We start from the raw sequence: 20,795 nt of genomic DNA, 5'->3' as shown, positions 1-20,795 counted from the left end.
TGTGGGACAACCCCTGCCAGCATGATCCGCGCCGGGGGCTCGCCGGCCACTCACCAGCAGGAGGGGGAACACCAGATGGGACAGAGGACGACGCTTCTGCGGGGACTGACCCTCGCCGCAGCAGCGGTCCTGCCCCTGTGCGGGCCAACGGCGGTGCACGCGGCGGAGCCCGCGGTCACCGCGGTCGCGGTCTGCGGGCACACCGGTGCACAGCCCACGCTGCAACGGGGATCGACGGGGCCCTCCGCGGTCGAGGCGCAGTGCGAACTCAACCTGGCGACGAAGCCGAGCCGGTACACACCGATCGCGGCGGACGGTTCGTTCGGGCCGGCCACGGAGACGCGGGTCAAGGAGTTCCAGCGGTGTGCCGGGCTGGGCGTGGACGGTGTGCTCGGCCCGCAGACCTGGGCAGCGCTCAACACCTGGGCCGCGGGGCCGCACACCTGCGCCACCCAGGGCACGTCGGGCACGGCGCAGGCGACCGTGTGCGGCCACACCGGCGCGCGTCCGACGCTGCGTCGAGGAGCGACGGGCAGCGAGGTCAAGGAGGTTCAGTGCCGTCTGAACCTGGCCATGGAGCCGTTCCACTATCCGCCGCTGGCGATCGACGGTGACTTCGGGGGCGGGACCGAGAGCAGGGTCATCGAGCTCCAGCACTGCGCCGGTCTCGGCGCGGACGGTGTCGTGGGCCCCAACACCTGGGCCAGGCTGACGGACTGGTCCAGCCGCAACACGTACTGCACGCCACCGCGTCCGGCCGGGTACGCGATCGACGGCCTGGACACGGCCAAGTACCAGCACCCCGGCGGCGCCCCGATCGACTGGCAGGCCGTACGGGCTTCGGGCGTCGAATTCGCGACGGTCAAGGCGACCCGGGGCACGAACGTCACCGACGAGTACCTCGCCACCGACCTCGAAGCGGCCAGGGCCGCGGGGCTCGCCGTCGCGCCGTACCACTTCTACACGGGCAGTTCGCCCGACACGGGTGGCGCGCAGGCCGACCGGTTCATCGCCGCGGTGCGGGCGACCGGCTACACCGGCCGGCGTGCGGGCGACCTGCCGCCGGTCTTCGACCTGGAACGCATGGACGACGGCAGTGGCCGCTGCCCCACCTACGGCACCGTGGACGACACCAAGGCCTGGCTCGACAAGGTGGAAGCGGCCTTCGGCCGCACCCCGATCATCTACACCCAGAAGTCCTTCCTGGACGACTGCATGGCTTCGACCACCGCCTTCGCCCGCTATCCGCTGCAACTCGCGGACTACCGCCAGTCGATCACCCAGCCGCCGCTGCCGAGCGGCTCGACGACCTGGGCGATGTGGCAGTACACCGACGCCGCACTGTTCCCTGGCATCAAGGCACCGGCGACCGCGGACGTCTTCAACGGCACCCAGGCCGATCTCGACCGTCTCGCCAACCGCTGACCCCGCCGACCTCTTCCCGCACCCCCCTCCCCGAAAGGGCGACCATGGCTTCCTCCTTCCGACCCATCGACCGCCGCGCCATGCTGCGGGGCACGCTGGCCGCAGGCGCCGGCGTCGCGTTCGGTCAGCTGCTGTTCTCGGGCACCGCCCAGGCCTATGCGTGGTCGCGCACCCTGACACAGGGTGACACCGGCGCCGACGTGACCGAGCTGCAGATCAGAATCGCGGGCTGGGCGGCGGACAGCGCCGCCCACAGCCGGGTGGGCATCGACGGGGACTTCGGCCCCGGTACGGCGGCGGCCGTGCGCCGGTTCCAGACGGCGTACGGCCTCAGCGCCGACGCCAGCGTCGGGCCCAACACCCAGGCGAAGCTCAACGCCCTGGAGCAGTCGGACGGTTCCACCCTCCACTTCAACTGGAGCGAGTTCGTGGACCAGTCGAGCGGCACCTTCGACGGCGGCAAACTGAGCGCGTCGCAGGTGAAGGAGAACGTCCGCCGCTGTATGTACAAGCTGGAGGCGCTGCGCAAGAAGCTGGGCGACAAGCCGATCACGGTCAACTCCGGCTTCCGCAGCATCGCGCACAACGCCGATGTCGGCGGGGCCAGTGACAGCATGCACCTGTACGGCACCGCCGCCGACCTCGACGTGCCCGGCGTGGCCAACAAGACCGTCTACCAGAAGGCGGAGACCTGCGGGTTCTCCGGGCTGGAGCGGTACACCGTCGACCACCAGCACGTCGACAGCAGGGCCGACCTCGGGCGTGACTGGTGGTGGGAGAGCGGCACGATCTGACGCCGCTTTCGGGGGAGCGGAGCTCCGGGTGGTGCCACGGCGGCACCCGGAGCTCCGGGTGTCAGCTCTTCGGCGTGTCCTTCAATGCCGCCTCGCAGGAGGGCCAGTCGTGGAAGTCGTGCCGGACGCTCCACAGTCGGTGGGCCGCCCTGATGTTCCAGTCCGGGTCGAACGCCCGCCGCGGTGTGCCGTCGAGCTCCCGCAGACGGGCGTCGGAGATCTGGAACACGCCCCAGTTGCGGCTGCCGTTGGTGTTCGGGAGCACGTACAGCGGGTCGAGGAAGGACGCACAGCGGGCGACGGCCACAGCAGTGCCGGGATCCTCGACGAACACCTCACGGATCCGCTTCGCGACCCTGGCCGGCGACCAGGTCGTCATGCTCACCTTCTGGGCGTACAGCGCCTTCTTGGTGTCCTCGTCGACCACGCCGCGGGCCGTCACGCCCGCCAGCACCTGGAAGGCGGTCACCCTGCGCAGGGTCTCCGGCCCGAAGTCCCCGTCGACGGCGAGCCTGCCCTTGGCCCGCACCAACAGGTTCTGGACCTCGCGCACGCACTCGTCGTGCTCCCCCATGCTCACGGTCGCGCATGCCGGGGAGTCCAGCACCTTGTCCCCGGACGCCGACTCACCGGCGAGGCCGCCGCCGGGCAGCCACACGAAGCCGGCCACCAGCACCACCGCGGCGACGGCGGCCAGTACCGCCACACGGGAGGACAGCTTCTCGGGCAGGCGGGAGCGCCGCGGCTTGTCGCTCCCGTCACGGGTGATCTCCGGCGGGGTGTTCTCCTCGGGCGGGGTGTTCTCCGCGGCGGTCGCGGCCGGTGCGTCCCGGTCGGTGTCCGCCAGTGCCCACAGCCGGTGCAGTTCGCGGAGCTCCTCCGCGCTGGCGCCGCACACCTTTCCGAAGGCGTGGACGACCCGGTAGTCCGTCGGGACGCTGAGGCCGGAGCAGTAGCGATGCAGACTGGAACCGCTGACTCCCGCCTCCTTGCCGAGGCGGTCGTAGCCCCGGCCACTGCGGTCCTTCAGCATCCGAAGGCAGGCGGCGAACTTCTCGGTATGCGGGGAGGCAACCACACATCCACCCTTGCTCAAGCCTCTACTGACGGGTAGAAGCTACACGGCGTGAAGGTATTGTGTATGCCCTTTCACTTCCGATTGGGCCCATCAACAGCCTTTTCAGTAACGACATTTGACAACGCCTCAGGTGCCTCGGACCGGGTGGCGCGCAACACCTCCGGCGCGGTGAGGGGTACGGCGGTGAGTGCGGCATCTCAAGGCGGGCGGGTGGGGAACCAGCTCCGAGCGGCTACAGGGCAACAACGAGCCCGCAACGGGTGGATGGCGACAATGCGTTCAGGCGCCGCCCGCCCCCTACCATCCCGAGCAGGGGGCCTCACGCGCACCCCGGGCAGGGGCTGAGCATGCGGTCGACCACTTCACGTCCGGTGTTCCGGCGCTTCGTCGGCGCCGCCGCGCTGGGCGTGGCCCTGGGCGCGACGTCGGGATGCACCGTTCCCCCCGCCGCCGTCGCCGGCATCTCCGTGACCGCCGACGGCCATCTGCTCGGCGTCATGATGATCTGCGGGCATCACATCGACGGCGCGACCCTCTACGTGGACAGCGAGGACGCCAACAAGCAGGTGACGGTGGGTTCATGGACCGCCGACCGCCCGCTCAGCCGGGGCCTCACCACCTGGACCCTCGAATCTCCTGCCGCCGGCTGGACCACCACCACACCCCTGGCCCCGCTCACCGCCAAGACCACATACGCGCTTTACGGCTGGACCAAGGACAACTCGTGGTCGGCGAACAGCATCTCCTTCACCCCGGCCGACCGCGACCGGCTCACCCCGGGCAAGGTGCGCTACGACAGCATCTCGGACAACGGCGACGAATCCACGGTCACCGTCTCCGTGGCGGACTTCAAAGCCAAGGCCTGTCGGGAGATGTAACGCTACGGCGCCTCCGACCAGGCCGAGATGCTCACGCTGCCGGGCAGCATTCTTGGGGGGTGTGGCGGGTCAGCGGGACCGCGTCAGCTGCTCGAGTCGGTTGTGCAGGTGCTCCACGTGGTGTTCGGACTCCGGCTTCATCAGGACGCTGCGCAGGATCCGGGCACCGTCGGTGTCTGCCGTGATCTTGGGGTGGCGGGCGGTGAACGCCTCCTGGCCGGCTTTGAGGGTGCTGACGTACACGGGATCGGGGGCCGTCATGCCGTCCGCCAGGATGCGCGCGGATGCCGCGTCGATGCCGCTGAGGGTCGCGGGATCGACGGCGGGGAAGTACGTCACGATGTCCAACTGGGGCTGCTGGTAGAGCTCCAGAAGGTCTGAGGTCTCGATCAGCTCCGCCCACTTCAGGGCTGCTCGACGGCCGGCCGCCAGGACCCGGCCGAGGCCCTCGGGGGTGGGCGGCAGGAGCTGGAAGGTGAGCCACAGGGCGGCCGCGGAGGCGCCGGCGCGGGAGCATTCCAGGCTGATCTCGCCGAGATGCAGCTCGGCGGAGGTGAAGTAGGTGTACGGCGAGTCGTGGAGGTAGAAGCGGCCCACCTCGGGGTCGCGGAAGAGGACGGCTCCGCAGCCGTACGGCTGGAGGCCGTGCTTGTGGGGGTCGACGACGACCGAGTCGGCCCGTGCGACGGCCCGCCAGGGCTCGGCCGGCAGCCCCTCGATGCCGTCGGCGCCGGCCAGGAGCGTGAAGAAGCCGCCGTACGCGGCATCGACGTGGATGCGGACGCCGTACCGCTCGGCGAGGGGCAGGATCTCGTGGACGGGGTCGACGGCACCCAGTCCGGTACTGCCGGTGGTGACGACGACGGTGCCCACCTGCCCGGTGCGCAGGACGTCCTGCAGCGCTTCGAGATCCATCCGCCCCTGGCTGTCGGTGCGGACGGGGTGGCTCGTCATACCCAGGACGTGACACATGCGGCCATGGGTGTAGTGGGCGTCGGCGCTGTGGGCGATACCCCGGCCGGGGTGCAGTTCGCGGGCGACGAAGAGGGCTTCGAGGTTGGCGATCGTGCCACTGGTGGTGAGGTGGCCGAGATGGGTGTCGTAACCGAACATCGCGGCGAGCTGCGCGACGACCTCCCGCTCCATCGCCGCGGTGGCGGGACCGCCGTCCAGGGCGTGGTTGTTGGGGTTGATCAGCATGGCGGTGAGGTAGCCGACCACCGCCGCGGGGTGCGGGGGCTTGAGCATCTGACCCGCGTAGTGCGGGTGGAAGAAGGGGTAGTTGTCCCTCAGCCTCTCGGTGAACCCCGCGAAGGCCGACGCGAAGCGGTCGTCGTCCACCTGGAGGGACGGGTGGGGTTGGTGGGGACCGAAGGTGTCGGCCCAGTCCTGTATCGCGTCGCTGGCTCGGCCGAGCCAGTACCGCAGGTCCATGTGGATCTCCCTCTCGCTCTCGGTGTGAGCCGACACCCGAATTTAGCTGAGCAGTCAGCAATTGACTAGTCAGCGATTGAGACAGCAGTAGGTGAGGAGACAGTAAAATCCACCGCGATGAACCCGACGCCGCAACCCAGCGACGAAGCCGCAGCCCGCGCCGCCAACAGCCGGCTGGTGCGGGACTTCGGCCTGCTGATCAAATCTGCCACGCGCCTGGAACAGCGCATCGACAGCGCCCTGCGGCAGGAGTGCGGGATCAGTCACACCATGCTGGAGGTGCTGATACGCCTCTGCCGCCGCCCCGGCGAGGAGGTCTCCCAGCGGCAGCTGGCCGACGACCTCACCCTCACCAGCAGCGGCACCACCCGCCTGATCGACCGCATGGAGGACGCCGGCCTGGTCCGCCGCGTACCGTCCGCCGAGGACCGGCGGGTGGCCCTGGTGGAACCGACCCCCGAAGGGCGTACGGCGTTCGTACGGGCGGCGGCCGTCCACGCGCAGGTGGTGGAGAAGTACTTCGTCAAGCCACTGACGGCTGACGACTACACCCGGCTGACCGGAGCACTGGGCGAGATCGACAAGGCACTTCGCGACGACACGCGTTGAGACAGGGCAACGCCAGTTCAGCCTGCGAGTTTCGCATGGCAGAGGGTCCGGACCTTGATCGGCGTACAGCACCGGGTCACGCTGAGGAGACGTCCGGTTGGGCGACGACATGGCGTGATTGATAGCATTTGTTGATGAATAGGTGGTTGGTCGCTCTGATGGTACCGGCCGGGTCGGCGGAGCCGACTGCGGTGGCGGTGACGGCCGACGCTGTGCGGGCGCGGGGTATGTGATGAGTGCGGGGACCGGTGTCCCGCAGGGCCGGGGCGTGCCGGTGGACCCTGATTCGGGGATTCCCGGGATCGGGACCGAGATCGCGGGCTATCGAGTGGAGCGTGAGATCGGCCGTGGGGGGATGGCCGTGGTGTACGGCGCGCGGGATCTACGCCTCGATCGTCCGGTGGCACTGAAGGTGCTGGCCCCGCAATGGGTCCGCAATGACACGTTCCGCCGCCGCTTCACGCACGAGTCACGGGTGGCCGCCGCGCTCGACCACCCTCATATCGTGCCCGTCTTCGAGGCCGGTGAGACGGACGGTGTCCTGTATATCGCCATGCGGTACGTCGCGGGGCTGGATCTGCGGGCCCTGCTCACCCGGGACGGCCCGCTGCCGGTGAAGACAGCGCTGCGTATAGCCGCCCAGGTGGCGTCCGCCCTCGATGCGGCCCATGAACATCATCTGGTGCACCGGGACGTCAAACCCGGCAACATCCTGGTGGCCCGCGGCACCGACAGTGATCACCCCGAGCACGTCTATCTCACGGATTTCGGGCTGACGAAGAAATCACTGTCGCTGACGGGACTCACCACGGTCGGCGAGTTCGTCGGCACGCTCGACTATGTGGCACCGGAGCAGATCTCGGGCCGCCCGGTGGACGGCAGGTGCGATCTGTACAGCCTCGCCTGCGTCGTCTACGAAACCCTCACGGGTCGCCCGCCGTTCCAGCGGGATGACGAGATGGCCTTGTTGTGGGCCCATCAGTACGATCAGCCGCCCGCCCTGAGCGAGAAACGGCCGGGCACTCCCGCAGCCATGGACGGCGTGTTGGCCAGGGCTTTGGCGAAGGTCCCCGAGGACCGTTACGGCTCCTGCCTGGAATTCGTGGCGGCCCTGCGTGCCACCGCGCAGGACACGGGCCGTGCGCATCCGCCGACACAGGTGGACCATCAAGCCGCCGCACTCCCGCAGCCCGCCGACCCGTTCCCGGCCCCGCCCAGGTGGGCCAGGCCGGTCTTTGTGCCGCCCGCCGACCACCGACTCTGACCGCGGGGCGCCGTGAGGGCCGGATGTCCGCCGTTCTCTGCGCTGTGGCAGTGAGGTCCCCGAGGACACGAATGCAGCGCACCGCGGATGGGGGCCCGTGTTCCGCCGCGGGGGAGGCGGGCAACTGGGCGCGCATCCCGAGGCCCTGCGTGGCCTCAATCCGCCAGGCTGAACCCGGCGCCGGCGCAGCACGAGGCGTGAACTCGCTTGCTGCCGCTGCCACTCGTGCGCCCCGAGTGCCGCCCGCCACGTGTGGCTCGCGCGAGCGGGGAGCGACGGCACGTTGACCCTGGCAGGGTCACGCCGCGATGCCTCCTCGCCCTCCCCACCGTGTTCCGGGCCATGTTGAGCACGCGTCACATGTGCAATTCCGCGCACGGCATTGCCTGCGACTGAGATTCACGGCCGCCGAGCTCCCAGCGGCGTTCGCCCGACCTCGGGTGTCCATGACGCCAGACCGCTTTCGATGGCCGCCGAGGCGGCCTGTGGCGTAGCACCTCCGTGGCTTTACCCGGCGTATTTGCATACGTCAAGTCCCGAGCCCTCGGAACATGACCCACCGGGACGCTGCAGGCCTACTGGAAGTGCAAGCCTCACCGGAAACACCGGAAGGAAAACGAGGCAACGGGCACGCCAAAGTGCCTTTCACTTCGGGAGGAAACGTGAATCGCATTATCCGCAAGCAGGAGGGCGCCCGCCCCAGGCGCCGGCTGAGCCTGGCGACGGCGGTGGCTTCGGCCGCGGTGGTCGGCGGAGCCGTCATCCTGCCGGCCGCCACCGCAACGGCGGCCCCGATGTCCCACACGTCGGCGCCCACCATGGCCCCGGCCCATCATCACCACAAGTCGTACTGCTGGAGCAAGCACTACTACAAGCACCACTACAAGCATCACAAGCACCACAAGCACCACAACGACGACTACTGCTGGGGCTACCACTACAAGTGGTACTGGGACGACGACTACGACTGCTACTACGTCCTGAAGCACCACCACCGGTGGTACTTCTGGGACACCTACAACGACTACTACTTCTGGGAAGACCACCACGACGATCACTGGTACTGGGACGGCAACGACAGTGATCACTGGAAGGACGAGCACGACGTCAAGACCATGCCGGACTCCCAGAAGCACGACGACAGCACGTCGGACGACAGCAGCAAGTCGCACGACAGCAGCCCGTCGGACGACAGCAGCAAGTCGGACGACACCAGCACGTCGAACGACAGCACGTCGACGGACGACAGCACGTCGAACGACAGCAGCAAGTCGGACGACACCAGCACATCGGACGACAGCACGTCGACGGACGGCAGCACGTCGACCGACCAGCAGGCACCGGCCCCGACCGACACGGCTCTGGTCCCGGCCTCCTGAGGCACGAGCGGCGAGAGTGGTCACGGCGGTGACGCCCTCCGGCCGGCCCTCGCCACACGAGCAGACGGATTGTCGGCACCCGAGCCTGAGACAGCTCGACGCGACGGGGTGAAGACCCACCACAGCCTTCACCCCGCCCGCCTTCGTGGCCCCCTCACCCGAAAGGAGTGAGCACTCGTGTCCACAAAGCTCCACCAGTGTTGCGCTGCGGCGGCAAACACGTGGGCGACCGCGATCGCCGGCGCATGCGCGCCCCCGTACGCCGGACACGCAGCGCCCGGCACGCACCACACGCCGCCGGCCTTCGTCTCCCTGACGTGTCGGAGCCGCCGCCCGGCTTTTCAAGGGCGCGGGATGCGCCGAGGTGCGGAAGTGAGCCGCGCGCCGCCGCTCGTGTGCCCGGGGCCTGATACCGGGCAGCCGCCGGGCTGCCTGGCGCCGGGAAGTCGAGCCGCCCGGCGCCTGACGACGGACTCTCGGGAGAGGGCCGGGTCCCGGAGCGGACCGGGCCGGGCGGGGCCAGGAAGTTGATGCACGACCCGGCCGACTGGCCGGAGGAGGTCCTGTCGGCTGTCCACCGCCGCGTCTTTCCGATCATCTCCGATGGGCTACGAGAACCTGGCTCCGATGCCGTTCGTCGTCACGGAGGCGGACGGCCGAGTGACTGACCGGGAGGAGGGGCGCCCGTGCTGGGAGTCTGGCGACGGAACTCGCTCCCGCTCAGCTTCCGGGAACGGTGACGAACTGTTCGGCCCAGACGGTCTTACCGGTGGCCGCGTGCCGGGTGCCCCAGCGCTGGGCGAGCTGGCCGACCAACAGCAGGCCCCGTCCACCTTCGTCGAAGGTCCGGGCGCGGCGCATGTGCGGGGCGGTGCTGCTGGAGTCGAAGACCTCGGTGATGAGCGTGTGGCCGGCGTGGATCAGCCGCAGCTGGACGGGCGGGCGGCCGTAGCGGAGTGCGTTGGTGACCAGTTCGCTGACGACGAGTTCGGTGATGAAGGCGGCATCGTCCAGGTGCCAGGCGGTCAGCTGGTCGCTGGCGTGCCGGCGGGCGCGGCTGACGACGGCGAGGTCGAAGGGCAGATCCCAGGTGGCGAACCGGTCGCCGTGCAGGGCCCTGGTGCGGGCGACCAGCAGGGCGATGTCGTCGTCGGGGCGGTGGGTGAGCATGGACGTGAGGATCCTGTCGCAGACCGCGTCCAGCGCCGTGGCGGGGCGGGCGAGAGCCTGGAACATCTTGTCCAGGGCCTCGTCGATGTCATGGTCACGGGCTTCGAGCAGGCCGTCGGTGTAGAGGGTGATCAGGCTGCCGGCCGGCAACTCGGTCTCGAAGTTCTCGAACGGCAGACCCCCCAGGCCCAGGGGCGGGCCTGGGGGGACGTCGAGGAAGTGGACGGCGCCGTTGGGGGCGACCACGGCGGGCGGGGGGTGGCCGGCCCTGGCCAGGGTCAGGTGACAGGAGATCGGGTCGTAGACGGCGTACAGGCAGGTGGTGCCCACGCCTCCGGCGCTGGCGGCGCCATCCGGGCCGCCCTCCTCGGCGGAGAGGTGGATGACCAGGTCGTCGAGGTGGGTGAGCAATTCGTCGGGCGGCAGGTCGACATCGGCCAGGGTTCGTACCGCGGTGCGCACCCTGCCCATGGTGGCCGAGGCACGGATGCCGTGGCCGACCACATCGCCCACGACCAGAGCCACCCGCATGCCGGACAGCGGGATCACATCGAACCAGTCGCCCCCCACGCCGGCCCGGCTGCCGGCCGACAGGTAGCGGGTGGCGACGTCCAACGCCTGCTGTTCGGGCAACGTCTGCGGAAGCAGGCTGCGCTGCAGGGTCATGGTGGTGGTGTGCTGCCGGCCGGGGCGGTCGGCGCCGTAAATGCTCACCGCCGCGCGGGCCACAAGCTGTTCGGCCAGCCACAAATCGTCCGTCCCAAACGGGTCGGGGCGCCGGTGACGGCCGAAGAGAGCCACGCCGAGCGCAGTACCCCCCGCCCGCATCGGCACGACCATCACCGAGTGCGTTCCTGTCCGGCGGATCCAGGCGGCCTGCGGGTCCTTGGCCGCCCACCGGGCGATGACGGCGTCGCCCACCCCGTACACGGCGCCCTGCCCCTGCGCCAGGCACTCGGCCACCGGTGAGACGTCCGGGCAGCCGAAGACCTCTCCCGCGGGGGGCAGGGAGACGGCGCCATCGTCCTGGATCAAGCGCACAGCGGTGCGGCCCAGAGTGAAAGGCCCGGCCGGCCCACCCGGCGTCACCTCGCCGGGGGCGCGATCCAGCAGGTCGACGGCGGCGAAGTCCGCGAGGCCAGGGACCGCGACCTCAGCCAGTTCTTGCGTGGTGCGCGCGACGTCTGCGGTGGTGCCGATGCGCGCATCGGCGTCGTTGAGCAGGAGCATTCGCTGCGCCCCGATGTGCCCGGGCAGCACCGGAGGCGCCACCATGCACACGGCACGCACCCGGCCGGCCGCGTCTTCCAGCGGAGCCAGCAAGGCCGGCCAACCGCGCTCGGCACCCACGCCCGCGGGCCGGACACCGGCCTGAACCTGCTGTGTCCCGCCGCCCTCCAACACCAGACGCATCCTGGCCTGCGCCTCCTCGCTCACCACACCCGGCGCGATCTCCGCCAGCCGCAGCCCGCGCACCTCCTCCTCCCCCAGCCCCCACACAGCCTCCATGCCCGCATTCGCCCGCACCAGCCGCAGGTCCGCATCGAAGACGGCCAGCACGCAAGGCGACTGGCGAAACACCCACTCGGCCAGCGCCTCACCACCAGGCGTCGCCGCCTCACCCTCGGACGCTCGCGACCCGCCCGCCACCGCGGACACCACCAGCCACTCGGCGAGAGTCCCGTGCGGCGGGAGACGGTGCGCCAGCAGCCGCAGCTCGACCCGATGACCGTCCCGGTGCCGCAGCACCACCGTGCGTCCGAAGCTCTCCCGCCCGGCCGCCTCCCGCCACGCCCTCCCGGCGACCTCATCGGCGAGCAGCCGTGCCACCGGCTGCCCCACGACCTGCGAGGACGCATACCCCAGCAGCTGCCGCGCCCCCTCACTCCACCCCGTCACAACGCCCCGCTCATCCACGGTGGCCGAGGCCGTCCAGGCCGACCGGGGGGCGGTATCCGCCTGCCCCCGCTCACCGCCAGGGGTGGGAAGTCGCTCCATAGCCGCTCATCTCGCCCTCCGCAGCACGCACAGCCCCCTCTGACAAGCATGATCCTGACAGCTGCCGAGCACCAACCCGAGGCCGCGACAACGCGACCGCCCGGGCACCGTCGCGCTCAAGTACGTCCGCGAGCAAGCGCTCCGGGCGGCCGGTCAGTTGCAGGACGGCGCGGCAACAGCAGATCATCCGGCGGTGCGATCCGGTGCCTCGCTCGGGCGCACCCGAGAGCGCACCCGGGTGGCCCCGTCTGCCGGACGGCCGCGTTGCCGGCAGGCCGCCTGTCACACGCCTGTGACAGGCGGCGGACACGGCCATGACGTCGCGCCGACAGCCTTATCAAAAGGACATAAAAGGCTGTATTCGGACAATTCATTCCTGCTTCCGACGGTGTGAGCGGGGAGACCGAGCCAATCCCGCCGGAGAATCCCCATGAGCCCCACCCCCACCACTCCTACCTCCGCACCCGCACTGACCCCGCGCGAGCTGGAGACCCTGCACCACATCGCCCAGGGCCGCACCTACCTGCAAGCAGCCCGCCAGATGGGACTCTCCCCCCACACCATCGACACCTATCTGCGCCGCATCCGGGCCAAACTCAACATCAACACCACCGCCGAGCTCACCCGCCTGGCCATCACCCTGGGACTTTGACCGCCCCTCATCGGCCGGACTTCAGACCTACGGTCGGCACCCTCGTCACGCAAGGAACGACAACCGCACCTGGCGACGAGGATTGTCCTTGTTCGTATCCACCAGACACACCGACTGCCAGGTCCCCAACTCCAGCCGCCCGCCCACCACAGGCAGCGTCGCATGCGGCGGTACGAGTGCCGGGAGGACGTGGTCGCGGCCGTGGCCGGGGCTGCCGTGGCGGTGCTGCCAGCGGTCGTCGGCGGGGAGCAGGGTGTGAAGGGTGGCGAGGAGGTCGTCGTCGCTGCCGGAGCCCGTTTCGAGAATCGCGATTCCGGCAGTCGCGTGGGGGACGAAGACGTTGAGGAGGCCGTCTCGGCCGGCGGCCGCCTCCCGCAGGAAGGCCTCGCAGTCGCGGGTCAGGTCGACGACCTGCTCCGTCGAACCGGTGGCGACGTCAAGGACTCGGGTGGTGAAGGCATCTGACATGCCCCCATCCTGACCCATACGCCGGGTTTCGCAGGTCAGCGGCGGTTCGCTGGTTGATATGGGGGGTCCAGTCCGCGAGACGCCATTGACCGTGCACGGACTATCTGGCTACTTTCGCCGCATGTTGCGTTCAGCCATGCTCACCACGCGCGGTCACATCGACCTGCTGCGGGTGGCCTCCGCCGCGTGTCGCCGCGGCTGCTGACGCCTTTCCCTCTCCGCCATTGCCTGTATTCCGCCGTACCCGCATGCTCCGCATGACGTGGCGGCGCTGAGGCGCGTACCCCCCTCCCTCACCGGACGCTCTCCTCCCATGGAGCACCCATGAGCATCAGCCATGCCCCGCCCGGCTCCTCCGAACCCGATATTTCCGCTATATCCGTACCGAAGGAGGCCGAGGCGAACCCCCGCGACTCGGCGTCGATCGAGCTCCTCCCCATCGTTCCCGACTCCTCCCGCCGCACCCGCGTCCCGCGCTGGCTGCGCCGTACCGCGGGCCCCCTTCTGCTGCTCGCCGTGTGGCAACTCCTGAGCTCCACCGGTGTGTTGGGGTCGGACGTGCTCGCCTCGCCCGGCCGGATCGCCCAGGTGGCCGGAGACCTGATCGGTGACGGTTCGCTGGCCTCCGCCCTCGGCACCTCGCTCCAGCGCGTGGCGTTCGGGCTGCTGCTGGGCACCGCGATCGGCACCGGACTCGCCCTGGTCTCGGGCCTGTTCAGGATCGGCGAGGATCTGGTGGACGCTCCGGTGCAGATGCTGCGGACCGTGCCGTTCGTGGGTCTGATACCGCTGTTCATCATCTGGTTCGGCATCGGCGAGGCCCCGAAGGTCGCCATCATCACGCTCGGCGTGACCTTCCCGCTCTACCTCAACGTGTACGCCGGAATCCGCGGTGTGGACGCCCAGTTGATCGAGGCCGGGGAGTCGCTGGGCCTGTCCCGTTGGGGTCTCGTACGGCATGTCGTGCTGCCGGGGGCCCTGCCCGGCGCGCTGACCGGGCTGCGCTACTCCCTGGGTATCGCCTGGCTGGCGCTGGTCTTCGCCGAGCAGGTCAACGCCGACTCGGGCATCGGCTTCCTGATGGTGCAGGCGCGGGACTTCCTGCGCACCGACGTGATCGTGGTCTGCCTGATCGTCTACGCCTTCCTCGGCCTGCTGGCCGACTTCATCGTCCGCCTCCTCGAAAGGCTGCTGCTGCAATGGCGACCGACGTTCACCGGCCGGTGACCCCGCGGACCGCGGTACGGGTCGAGGGGCTGACCCGCTCCTTCGACGGCCGTGCCGTCATCGATGACCTTCAACTCGACGTGCGGCCCGGCGAGTTCGTCGCCCTGCTCGGCCGCAGCGGCTGCGGCAAGTCCACCCTGCTGCGCATCCTGGCGGGCCTCGACCGCGACATCGAGGGCACGGTCCTGGTGCCGCGCCGCAAGGCCGTCGCCTTCCAGGCGCCACGGCTGATGCCGTGGAAGAAGGTGTGGCGCAACGTGCTGCTCGGCCTGCCGGGAAAGCCCGCACGCGCCGTCGCCGAGCAGGCCCTGGACGAGGTCGGCCTCGGCCACCGCTCCGACGCCTGGCCCAAGACCCTCTCCGGCGGCGAGGCCCAGCGGGCCTCCCTCGCCCGCGCGTTGGTCCGTGAACCCGATCTGCTGCTGCTCGACGAGCCGTTCGGCGCGCTCGACGCGCTCACCCGCATCAAGGCGCAGCGCCTGGTGGGCGAGTTGTGGCAGCGCCGGGGCTGCGCGGTGCTGCTGGTCACGCACGACGTCGAGGAGGCGGTCCTGCTCGCCGACCGCGTCCTGGTGATGGACGACGGCGTCATCGCGCACGAGCAGGAGATCGATCTCGACCGTCCGCGCGACATCACCGACCCCCGGTTCGCCGAGCTGCGCGCCGGGCTGCTGGAACGGCTCGGCGTCGACACCGCCGCCGAAGCCGCCTGAACTCCCCCTCCCCCGAACCAAGTTGAACGGAACGGATCCACCCATGCGACGACGTCTCGCCCCTGCCGCGCTGCTCCTGCCCTTCGCTCTCCTGCTCACCGCCTGCGGCGGGAACTCGTCCGCGAGCACGGGGACGGGCACCGACGGCAAGGGTTCGCTGACCCTCAACGTCGGTGACCAGAAGGGCGGTTCCGAGGCCATCCTGCGGGCCGCCGGGGAGCTCAAGAACCTCGACTACAAGATCAAGTGGTCCACCTTCACCTCGGGCCCGCCGCTGCTGGAGGCCGTCAACGCCAAGGCCGTCGACATCGGCGGCGTCGGCAACACCCCGCCGGTCTTCGCCGCCGGAGCGGGCTCGAAGATCACGGTCGTGGCCGCCTTCCACGGCACCTCCAAGGGCGACGCCATCCTCGTACCGAACGACTCGAAGCTGTCGAAGCCCCAGGACCTCAAGGGCAAGTCCGTCGCTGTGGCGCAGGGTTCCTCCGCCAACTATCAGCTGGTCGCCTCCCTGAAGGCGGCCGGGCTGAGCCTGGGCGACATCAAGGTGAAGTATCTGCAGCCTGCTGACGCGCTGGCCGCGTTCACCTCCGGCAAGGTGGACGCGTGGGCGGTGTGGGATCCGTACACCTCGCAGATCCTCAAGGGCAAGCAGGGGCGCGTCCTCACCACCGGCGACGGCATCACCAACGGCCTGACCTTCCAGGTGGCGGCGCCGAGCGCACTGCAGGACAAGAAGAAGGCCGCCGCCATCAAGGACTATCTGGAGCGGCTGCGGCGGGCCACCGCGTGGGTCTACGGCCACCAGGAGGAGTGGGCGAGGGTCTGGGCGCAGGACACCGGTCTGCCGTACGAGGTGGCGCTGGCCTCGGTGCGGCGCACCAACGCCACCCGGATCTCGGTCGCCGTCGACAAGCCGCTCATCGCCTCCGAGCAGCAGATCGCGGACGCCTTCACCGACTTGAAGCTCATCCCGAAGAAGGTCGACTTCGGCGCCTTCGTGGACACCCGCTACAACGGCAAGCTGCCGGCCTCGACCACGCCCGCCCGGGCGTCCCAGGGCTGAGCACGTCACGCTGTTCGGCACATCACGGCCTCACCGCGGGAAGATCCACGAGATCCGCACGGTTAGTAGAATTGTGAACAACACGCGCGAGGTCGAGGTAGTCGTCGTGGGCGCTGGGCAGGCGGGTCTGTCCAGCGCCTATCACCTGCGGCGCACCGGTTTCGAGCCGGGGCGCGACTTCGTGGTGCTCGACCACTCCCCCGGGCCGGGCGGCGCCTGGCAGTTCCGGTGGCCGTCGCTGACCTACGGCAAGGTGCACGGCATGCACGCGCTGCCGGGCATGGAGCTGACCGGCGCCGATCCGGCACGGGCCTCGTCCGAGGTGATCGCCGAGTACTTCGCCTCGTACGAGCACACCTTCGATCTGCGGGTCCGACGACCCGTCGATGTGCATGCCGTGCGGGAGGGCGTGGGCGGGCGGTTGCTCGTCGAGACCTCGGACGGCGACTGGTCGACACGGGCGCTGATCAACGCGACCGGCACCTGGGACCGGCCGTTCTGGCCGCGTTACCCCGGCCAGGAGAGCTTCCGGGGGCGGCAGTTGCACACGGCGCAGTACCCCGGGCCCGAGGCGTTCGCCAGGCAGCGGGTGGTCGTGGTGGGCGGAGGCGCCTCGGGTACACAGCATCTGCTGGAGATCGCCCCGTACGCGGCTGCGACCACATGGGTGACCAGGCGGCCGCCGGTCTTCCGGGAGGGACCCTTCACCGAGGACGTGGGGCGGGCGGCCGTCGCGCTCGTCGAGGAGCGGGTGCGCCAGGGGCTGCCGCCGAGGAGTGTCGTCTCGGTCACCGGACTGGCGCTGAGCGACGCGGTCCGGCAGGGCATCGCGGACGGGGTTCTCGACCGCCGGCCCATGTTCGACCGGATCACGCCGGACGGGGTGGAGTGGAACGACGGGCAGCGGGTGGAGGCGGACGTCATCCTGTGGGCCACCGGGTTCCGGGCGGCCATCGACCATCTGCGGCCGCTGCGGCTGCGTGAGCCGGGCGGCGGGATCCGCGTCGAGGGCACGCGCGCGGTCGCCGATCCGCGGGTCCATCTCGTCGGCTACGGACCCTCGGCCAGCACCATCGGCGCCAACCGGGCGGGCCGGGCCGCCGTACGGGACATCCGGCGGCTGCCGGCCGGGCAGCCGACCGAGCCCGTCGCCGCCTGACGCCCGCCCCGCGGGCTACTTCGTGGCCTGCGGAGCGGGGCTGTTCTGCGGGGTCTGCGGGGCCGGGCTGTGCTGCGCGGTCTGCGGGGCGGAGGTGCTGTGCGAGGTCTGCGGGGCGGAGCTGCTCTGCGCGGTCTGCGGGGCGGAGCTGCTCTGCGGGGCCTGCGGAGCGGAACCGTTCTGCCGGGCGTTGAACTCCGCCACATTGCGCTGGTGCTCGGCGAAGTCGGCCGTGAAGCGGGTGTCGCCCGGCTTGACCGTGACGAAGTACAGCCAGTCGCCGGCGGGCGGGTTGATCGCGGCGCGCACCGCCTCCTCGCCCGGGTTGTCGATCGGGGTGGGCGGCAGGCCCATGCGCTGATAGGAGTTGTAGGGGCTGGCCAGCTTCGTGTCGTCGGCGCTGGTCTTCAGGGTGGCGCGCTTGAGGGCGTAGTTGAGGGTGGAGTCCATCTGCAGCGGCATCCCGCGCTCGAGCCGGTTGAAGATGACCCGCGCCACCTTGCCCATGTCGGCCTTCGAGGCGGCCTCGGCCTGCACGATGCTCGCGACGGTGACCGCCTGGTAGACGTTCATCGCGTTGCGCTGTGCGCCTGCCGCGACGGGGGCGCCGTTGAACTTCTTGTTGGCGGTGTTGACCATGAACGACAGCAGCGACTCGGGCGTCGTCTTCTTCGTGATGGGATAGGTCGCCGGGAAGAGGTAGCCCTCCGGGTTGCCCGCGGCGTCCCTCGGCAGCTTCAGGCGGGCCTTCGCGAGTGCCTTCTCGGTACTGCCTGCGGGCAGGGCGAGGGCCTTGTCGACGGCCCCGTAGACCTGACTCGCCCGCCAGCCCTCCGGGATCACCAGGGAGGCGGGCTTGGCCTCCTGCACGCCGTGCCGCACGGTCAGCAGCGGCACCACCACGGCGGCGACGGCCACGACGGCCCCGGTCGCGAGGAGGATGAGGACGAGTCGGCCCCGGCGCGTCAGTCGAATCGTGCCCCGTGGCGGAGTGTTCTGATGCATGCGGGCACGGTAACCCGCATATCACCATAAACCCGACAGATCTTCAGCCTGTCGGTTCCAGTTGGGCATCCCGGCGTACGAGGGCCGCATACCGCCCGTCCCGTTCCAGCAGTTCTTCGTGGGTGCCCCGTTCGGCGACACGGCCGGAATCGAGGACCACGATCTGGTCGGCGCCTCGGACGGTGGACAGGCGGTGCGCGATGGTGAGCGTGGTGCGGTTGGCCGACAGCGCGTCGATGGCCTCCTGGACCGCCGCCTCGGTGCGGTTGTCCAGGGCGCTGGTCGCCTCGTCGAGGATCAGCACCGGCGGGTCGCGCAGGATGGTGCGGGCTATCGCCAGGCGCTGCTTCTCGCCGCCGGAGAAGCGGTGGCCGCGCTCGCCGACGACGGTGTCGTACCCGTCGGGCAGCGACGCGATGTGCTCGTGGATCTGGGCAGCCCTGGCCGCCGCGTGCAGTTCCTCGTCGCTGGCGTCCGGCTTGGCGAAGCGCAGGTTCTCGGCGACCGAGGCGTGGAAGAGGTACGTCTCCTGGGAGACGACGCCGACCGCGCGCGCGAGGGTGTCGAAGTCCAGGTCGCGGACGTCGACGCCGTCGAGGGTGACGCGGCCGCCGCTGACGTCGTAGAGCCGCGGGACGAGATAGCCGAGCGTCGACTTTCCGGCGCCGGTGGGGCCGACGACCGCGAGGCTGCTGCCGGCGGGGACGGTCACGTCGATGCCGTCGAGGGTGGGGCCGCTCCTGTCGTCGTAGCGGAACCGAACGTCCTCGAAGCGGACCTCGCCCTTGATCCGGTCGAGGTGGACCGGGTTCTCCCGCTCGGTGATGTCGATCGGCAGGTCGAGGTATTCGAAGATGCGCTGGAAGAGCGCGAGCGAGCTCTGGATCTGCACACCGGTCGACAGCAGGCTGACCGCCGGGCGGAACAGGCCCTGCTGGAGCGAGACGAAGGCGACGATGGTGCCGACGGAGATGCCGGGGCCGCCCGTCTGGAGGGCGATGCCCGCGGTCCAGTAGATGACGGCCGGCATGGCGGCCATGACGATCGTGATGACGGCCATCCGCCAGCGGCCGGCCATGTTGGACCTCACCTCGAGGTCGACGAGCCCCTCGGACTCCTCCTCGAAGGACCTGGTCAGCGAGTCGGAGCGGCCCATCGTGCGGCCCAGCAGGATGCCGCTGACGGAGAGCGACTCGGTGACCGTGGCGGCCATGGCGGCCATCTGCTTCTGGCGCTCGGTGGTGATCTTCTTGCGTTCCCTGCCGACGCGGCGGCTGATCCACACGAAGACCGGGAGCAGCAGCAGCGAGACGACGGTCAGGCGCCAGTCGAGGGCGATCATCGCGACGATCGTGGCGACCACACTGGTCAGGTTGGAGACCAGGGAGGTGGCGGTGGAGGTGACGGTGGCCTGCATGCCGCCGATGTCGTTGGCTATGCGGGACTGCACCTCGCCGGTACGTGTGCGCGTGAAGAACGCGAGCGACATGCGCTGGAGCCGGCCGTAGACGGCGGTGCGCAGGTCGTGCATGACGCGCTGGCCGACCGTTGTCGAGATCAGCGTCTGCAGCACGCCGAAGACGCTGGTGAGGACGGCACTGAGGATCATGCCGAGCGCGAGCAGGCTGAGCAGGCCGGTGCGGCCCTGGGGGATCGCGACGTCGAGCGTGGCCTTCAGCAGGAAGGGCGTGGCGACGGAGACCAGCGAGGCGGCGCCGACCAGTAGGCCGACCACGGCCAGGCGGGCGCGGTAGGGGCGGAAGAGTCGCAGGATGCGGCGCACCTGCCGGGGCTGCTCCTTGGCATCGGCCGGCGGTGTCCAGCGGGGTTCTCGATCGGGGTGCAATGGACTCCTAGGGAGTGAGGTGACGAAGACTGGCGGAGCCTAGCTCATTGTTACCTATGCTCACAATGAATTACGTCCTGATATTGTTCCCGTATGGCCACCCCCGATTCCGACAGCCTGCTCGCCGAGCAGCTGCTGCGGTTCACCCGCCGTGTGCACCGCATCCAGAAGCGGCACATCGAGCAGTGCGGCCTGGGCGTCACCCCGGCCCAGTCCCGGCTGCTGCGCACACTGGCGCACTGGAGCTCACCCCCGCGCATGGCCGATCTGGCCGAGCGCCTCGAGGTGGTACCTCGGGCGGTGACCACGCTGGTCGACGGACTGGAGGCGAGCGGCAAGGTGCGCCGGGTCCCCGACCCGAGCAACCGCCGGGTGATCCGGATCGAACTCACGGACGACGGCCGCAAGGCACTGAGCGAATTGCGCGGCGCTCGCCGCTCGGCCGCCGAGGAGATCCTCGCTCCGCTGAGCGACGATCAGCGCGAGGTGCTGGGCGGTCTGCTGGACACATTGGTGGACGGGGGGCCGGAGCGGCGCTGCGGGTAGGGGGCCTCAACGGTTCGCGGGCGGCCGCGGGTGAGTGGGGGCTTGTCGCGCAGTTCCCCGCGCCCCTGAGGGGGCGCGGGGAAC

The 20,795-nt window shown here is 70.1% G+C and carries 19 protein-coding genes; 13 read left to right on the top strand and 6 right to left on the bottom strand.

Features of this window, described 5'->3' with window-relative positions; genetic code table 11:
- Positions 1-75 precede the first annotated feature (75 nt).
- Together ABT254_RS03145 and ABT254_RS03140 are read left to right on the top strand one after the other, a co-directional pair.
- Positions 76-1,425, top strand: coding sequence for a GH25 family lysozyme (locus ABT254_RS03145; RefSeq protein WP_351462914.1), 1,350 nt, complete (start codon positions 76-78; stop codon positions 1,423-1,425).
- A 44-nt stretch (positions 1,426-1,469) separates the two neighbouring features.
- Entirely contained in the window at positions 1,470-2,219 is a 750-nt protein-coding gene (locus ABT254_RS03140) for a D-Ala-D-Ala carboxypeptidase family metallohydrolase (RefSeq protein ID WP_351462912.1), read from the top strand.
- 61 nt (positions 2,220-2,280) lie between these two features.
- On the opposite strand, the gene ABT254_RS03135 is transcribed toward ABT254_RS03140, so the two are convergent.
- Positions 2,281-3,297, bottom strand: coding sequence for a helix-turn-helix domain-containing protein (locus tag ABT254_RS03135; protein ID WP_351462910.1), 1,017 nt, complete (start codon positions 3,295-3,297; stop codon positions 2,281-2,283).
- Positions 3,298-3,644: 347 nt separating this feature from the next.
- Between ABT254_RS03135 and ABT254_RS03130 the strand changes: the two genes are divergently transcribed.
- Positions 3,645-4,175 carry a hypothetical protein gene (locus tag ABT254_RS03130; RefSeq protein WP_351462908.1) on the top strand — a complete coding sequence of 177 codons (531 nt, stop codon included), beginning with the start codon at positions 3,645-3,647 and terminating at the stop codon, positions 4,173-4,175.
- A 69-nt stretch (positions 4,176-4,244) separates the two neighbouring features.
- Here the strand turns inward: ABT254_RS03130 and ABT254_RS03125 are convergent, their stop codons facing one another.
- On the bottom strand, positions 4,245-5,609 hold the full coding sequence (locus ABT254_RS03125; RefSeq protein WP_351462907.1) for a pyridoxal phosphate-dependent decarboxylase family protein: 1,365 nt from the start codon (positions 5,607-5,609) through the stop codon (positions 4,245-4,247).
- A 117-nt stretch (positions 5,610-5,726) separates the two neighbouring features.
- On the opposite strand from ABT254_RS03125, the gene ABT254_RS03120 reads away from it, so the two are divergent.
- The 3 genes from ABT254_RS03120 to ABT254_RS03110 all read left to right on the top strand — a co-directional run bounded on the left by ABT254_RS03120 (position 5,727) and on the right by ABT254_RS03110 (position 8,861).
- Positions 5,727-6,218 carry a MarR family winged helix-turn-helix transcriptional regulator gene (locus ABT254_RS03120; protein WP_351462906.1) on the top strand — a complete coding sequence of 164 codons (492 nt, stop codon included), beginning with the start codon at positions 5,727-5,729 and terminating at the stop codon, positions 6,216-6,218.
- A 232-nt stretch (positions 6,219-6,450) separates the two neighbouring features.
- Positions 6,451-7,482 (top strand): serine/threonine-protein kinase, encoded by a 1,032-nt coding sequence (locus ABT254_RS03115; RefSeq protein WP_351462904.1) that lies wholly within the window; start codon positions 6,451-6,453, stop codon positions 7,480-7,482.
- Between the two features lie 662 nt (positions 7,483-8,144).
- Entirely contained in the window at positions 8,145-8,861 is a 717-nt protein-coding gene (locus ABT254_RS03110) for a hypothetical protein (RefSeq protein ID WP_351462902.1), read from the top strand.
- A 720-nt stretch (positions 8,862-9,581) separates the two neighbouring features.
- Here ABT254_RS03110 and ABT254_RS03105 read toward each other — a convergent pair.
- Positions 9,582-11,930, bottom strand: a complete 2,349-nt coding sequence (locus tag ABT254_RS03105; RefSeq protein WP_351462900.1) for a SpoIIE family protein phosphatase — start codon at positions 11,928-11,930, stop codon at positions 9,582-9,584.
- 529 nt (positions 11,931-12,459) lie between these two features.
- Between ABT254_RS03105 and ABT254_RS03100 the strand changes: the two genes are divergently transcribed.
- Complete coding sequence (locus tag ABT254_RS03100) at positions 12,460-12,681, top strand: response regulator transcription factor (RefSeq protein ID WP_351462898.1); 222 nt, start codon at positions 12,460-12,462, stop codon at positions 12,679-12,681.
- A gap of 45 nt (positions 12,682-12,726) precedes the next feature.
- Here ABT254_RS03100 and ABT254_RS03095 read toward each other — a convergent pair whose 3' ends face one another.
- Complete coding sequence (locus tag ABT254_RS03095; RefSeq protein WP_351462896.1) at positions 12,727-13,149, bottom strand: secondary thiamine-phosphate synthase enzyme YjbQ; 423 nt, start codon at positions 13,147-13,149, stop codon at positions 12,727-12,729.
- 58 nt (positions 13,150-13,207) lie between these two features.
- Here ABT254_RS03095 and ABT254_RS03090 point away from each other — a divergent pair, with 58 nt between their 5' ends.
- The 5 genes from ABT254_RS03090 to ABT254_RS03070 all read left to right on the top strand — a co-directional run bounded on the left by ABT254_RS03090 (position 13,208) and on the right by ABT254_RS03070 (position 17,314).
- Complete coding sequence (locus tag ABT254_RS03090; protein ID WP_351462894.1) at positions 13,208-13,354, top strand: putative leader peptide; 147 nt, start codon at positions 13,208-13,210, stop codon at positions 13,352-13,354.
- A gap of 119 nt (positions 13,355-13,473) precedes the next feature.
- Complete coding sequence (locus tag ABT254_RS03085) at positions 13,474-14,376, top strand: ABC transporter permease (RefSeq protein WP_351462892.1); 903 nt, start codon at positions 13,474-13,476, stop codon at positions 14,374-14,376.
- Positions 14,349-15,089 (top strand): ABC transporter ATP-binding protein, encoded by a 741-nt coding sequence (locus ABT254_RS03080; RefSeq protein WP_351462890.1) that lies wholly within the window; start codon positions 14,349-14,351, stop codon positions 15,087-15,089. The genes ABT254_RS03085 and ABT254_RS03080 overlap by 28 nt, the downstream gene beginning before the upstream one ends.
- 43 nt (positions 15,090-15,132) lie before the next feature.
- Positions 15,133-16,155 (top strand): ABC transporter substrate-binding protein, encoded by a 1,023-nt coding sequence (locus ABT254_RS03075; RefSeq protein ID WP_351462888.1) that lies wholly within the window; start codon positions 15,133-15,135, stop codon positions 16,153-16,155.
- 73 nt (positions 16,156-16,228) lie between these two features.
- The gene (locus ABT254_RS03070; RefSeq protein WP_351462886.1) at positions 16,229-17,314 is read left to right on the top strand and encodes an NAD(P)-binding domain-containing protein; all 1,086 of its coding nucleotides are present in this window, start codon (positions 16,229-16,231) and stop codon (positions 17,312-17,314) included.
- A gap of 15 nt (positions 17,315-17,329) precedes the next feature.
- Here the strand turns inward: ABT254_RS03070 and mltG are convergent, their stop codons facing one another.
- Together mltG and ABT254_RS03060 are read right to left on the bottom strand one after the other, a co-directional pair.
- Positions 17,330-18,319 carry an endolytic transglycosylase MltG gene (gene mltG / locus ABT254_RS03065; RefSeq protein ID WP_351462884.1) on the bottom strand — a complete coding sequence of 330 codons (990 nt, stop codon included), beginning with the start codon at positions 18,317-18,319 and terminating at the stop codon, positions 17,330-17,332.
- A 43-nt stretch (positions 18,320-18,362) separates the two neighbouring features.
- On the bottom strand, positions 18,363-20,165 hold the full coding sequence (locus ABT254_RS03060; protein WP_351462882.1) for an ABC transporter ATP-binding protein: 1,803 nt from the start codon (positions 20,163-20,165) through the stop codon (positions 18,363-18,365).
- Positions 20,166-20,258: 93 nt separating this feature from the next.
- Here ABT254_RS03060 and ABT254_RS03055 point away from each other — a divergent pair, with 93 nt between their 5' ends.
- A complete protein-coding gene (locus ABT254_RS03055) occupies positions 20,259-20,711 on the top strand; it encodes a MarR family winged helix-turn-helix transcriptional regulator (RefSeq protein ID WP_351462880.1) in 453 nt (150 codons plus the stop codon).
- Positions 20,712-20,795 lie beyond the last annotated feature (84 nt).

This window comes from Streptomyces sp. NPDC001137 (assembly GCF_040298885.1).
GTDB lineage: Bacteria > Actinomycetota > Actinomycetes > Streptomycetales > Streptomycetaceae > Streptomyces.
This window is presented reverse-complemented; position numbering and strand designations above follow the sequence as displayed.

Coding starts and splice junctions, on each gene's coding strand:
- ABT254_RS03145 (WP_351462914.1), top strand. CDS start 76: ATGGGACAGAGGACGACGCTTCTGCGGGGACTGACCCTCGCCGCAGCA.
- ABT254_RS03140 (WP_351462912.1), top strand. CDS start 1,470: ATGGCTTCCTCCTTCCGACCCATCGACCGCCGCGCCATGCTGCGGGGC.
- ABT254_RS03130 (WP_351462908.1), top strand. CDS start 3,645: ATGCGGTCGACCACTTCACGTCCGGTGTTCCGGCGCTTCGTCGGCGCC.
- ABT254_RS03125 (WP_351462907.1), bottom strand. CDS start 5,609: ATGGACCTGCGGTACTGGCTCGGCCGAGCCAGCGACGCGATACAGGAC.
- ABT254_RS03120 (WP_351462906.1), top strand. CDS start 5,727: ATGAACCCGACGCCGCAACCCAGCGACGAAGCCGCAGCCCGCGCCGCC.
- ABT254_RS03115 (WP_351462904.1), top strand. CDS start 6,451: ATGAGTGCGGGGACCGGTGTCCCGCAGGGCCGGGGCGTGCCGGTGGAC.
- ABT254_RS03100 (WP_351462898.1), top strand. CDS start 12,460: ATGAGCCCCACCCCCACCACTCCTACCTCCGCACCCGCACTGACCCCG.
- ABT254_RS03095 (WP_351462896.1), bottom strand. CDS start 13,149: ATGTCAGATGCCTTCACCACCCGAGTCCTTGACGTCGCCACCGGTTCG.
- ABT254_RS03090 (WP_351462894.1), top strand. CDS start 13,208: ATGGGGGGTCCAGTCCGCGAGACGCCATTGACCGTGCACGGACTATCT.
- ABT254_RS03085 (WP_351462892.1), top strand. CDS start 13,474: ATGAGCATCAGCCATGCCCCGCCCGGCTCCTCCGAACCCGATATTTCC.
- ABT254_RS03080 (WP_351462890.1), top strand. CDS start 14,349: ATGGCGACCGACGTTCACCGGCCGGTGACCCCGCGGACCGCGGTACGG.
- ABT254_RS03075 (WP_351462888.1), top strand. CDS start 15,133: ATGCGACGACGTCTCGCCCCTGCCGCGCTGCTCCTGCCCTTCGCTCTC.
- mltG (WP_351462884.1), bottom strand. CDS start 18,319: ATGCATCAGAACACTCCGCCACGGGGCACGATTCGACTGACGCGCCGG.
- ABT254_RS03055 (WP_351462880.1), top strand. CDS start 20,259: ATGGCCACCCCCGATTCCGACAGCCTGCTCGCCGAGCAGCTGCTGCGG.